This is a genomic window from Rubrimonas sp., assembly GCF_036788415.1.
Taxonomy (GTDB): domain Bacteria; phylum Pseudomonadota; class Alphaproteobacteria; order Rhodobacterales; family Rhodobacteraceae; genus Rubrimonas.
Genome location: NZ_DAIQNN010000247.1, coordinates 1 through 1565, shown reverse-complemented (window position 1 = coordinate 1565; position 1565 = coordinate 1). Strand labels below are relative to the sequence as shown.

Below are 1565 nucleotides of genomic sequence, written 5' to 3'. Positions count from 1 at the left end.
CTGCTGGCGACGCTGGGCACCTTCGTGGCCTATCGCGGCTTCACCCAGCACTACATGGGCGTCAACCTCGTGACCGGCCTGCCGCCGCAGGTGACGGCCATCGGGCGCTCGGTGATCTTCGGCGTGCCGCTGGCCGTCTACGTCGCGCTGGTGCTGGCGCTGATCGGCTGGTTCGTGCTCGAGCGCACGCTCTATGGGCGCTACATCACCGCGATCGGGTCGAACGCTCGCGCTGCGGAGGCGACCCGGATCAACGTGAAGCTGATCACCGCGTCCACCTACGCCATCCAGGGCGCGCTGGCGGGCGTCGCCTCGCTGGTGCTGATGGGCCGCCTCAACGCCTCCTCCGCCGCCATGGGCGAAGGGCTTGAGCTGCACGTCATCGCCGCGGTCGTGCTCGGCGGCACCTACCTGTTCGGCGGACGCTCGACGATGGTGGGGGCCTTCCTCGGCGTCTACCTGATCGGGATGCTGGAGAACGGGCTGATCCAGACCGGCGCAGGGTTCTTCGTCCAGAAGATGATCCTTGGCACCCTGATCATCGCCGCCGTGGCCCTGCAACTGCGCCAGAAGGGCGCGCGCGGCTGACTCCGACGACTTCGAAACCAGGCCAACAGAAACAATGGGAGGACTGACATGATGAAACTCACCCGCCGCGGCCTCGCGCTTGCGGCCCTCGCCGCCACCGGGCTCGCGGCCCTGCCCGCCGCGGCGCAGGACCGCGAACTGCGCATCGGCTTCGTGTCGCACCAGCACGACATCACCGACCTGTTCGGCCAGCTCGAGATCGGCTTCCGCCAGAAGCTGGAGGCCGAGGGCGTGAAATACCGCATGTTCCAGGCCGCGCCCTCGGCCTCGAACCGCCATGACGAGATGCTCAACATCCTCGAAAACATGGCGAACCTGAACCTCGACTACATGGTGTTCGGCCCGTCGAGCCTCGATCAGAACACCCCCGGCCTCGTGCGCGTCGCGGAATCCGGCACCAAGCTGCTGATGGTCGACTACGAGCCCAAGGAAGGGTCGAGCTTCCCGTTCGAGGATGCGGTGCTGAACTGGTCGGTCTACAACCACTTCCAGATGGGGCAGGCCACCGGGCGCTGGATCGCCGAGCACTTCAAGGCGCAGGGCAAGGACACCGCCAAGATCGTGATGATGTGGGGTCCCGTCGCCTCCGAGATCAGCCAGGCCCGCGGCAACGGCGTGATCGAGGGGATGAACGCCACCGAAGGCTTCACCCCCGAGGTCATCTACGAGGCCTACGGCGACTTCCAGCGCGAGAGGGCCTACAACGAGACCGAGCGCCTGCTGATCGCCTACCCCCAGGTCGAGGCCATCGTGGCCATGAACTCGGTGATGGGCCTCGGCACCATGTCGGCGCTGGAAGCCGACGGCAAGCTCGACCGCGTGCTCGTCACCGGCATGGGCGGCCAGCCCGACGAACTGGAGATGGTCGCCCGCGGCAAGATCGGCGTCGCCGTGTTCCGCGACCCGCGCAGCATGGGCGCCAACTCCGCCGATGCCCTGATCAGGCACATGCGCGGGCAGGCCGACCAGATCGAGCG

Annotated in this window: 2 protein-coding genes; both read left to right on the top strand. The window is 67.3% G+C overall.

What is annotated here, in order from left to right:
- Positions 1–588 (top strand): ABC transporter permease (locus V7Q31_RS19160; RefSeq protein ID WP_333835429.1); only part of this gene is annotated, 588 nt, incomplete at its 5' end.
- A gap of 48 nt (positions 589–636) precedes the next feature.
- Positions 637–1565, top strand: a 929-nt coding sequence (locus V7Q31_RS19155) for a sugar ABC transporter substrate-binding protein (protein WP_333835428.1), incomplete at its 3' end; no start/stop codon positions are given.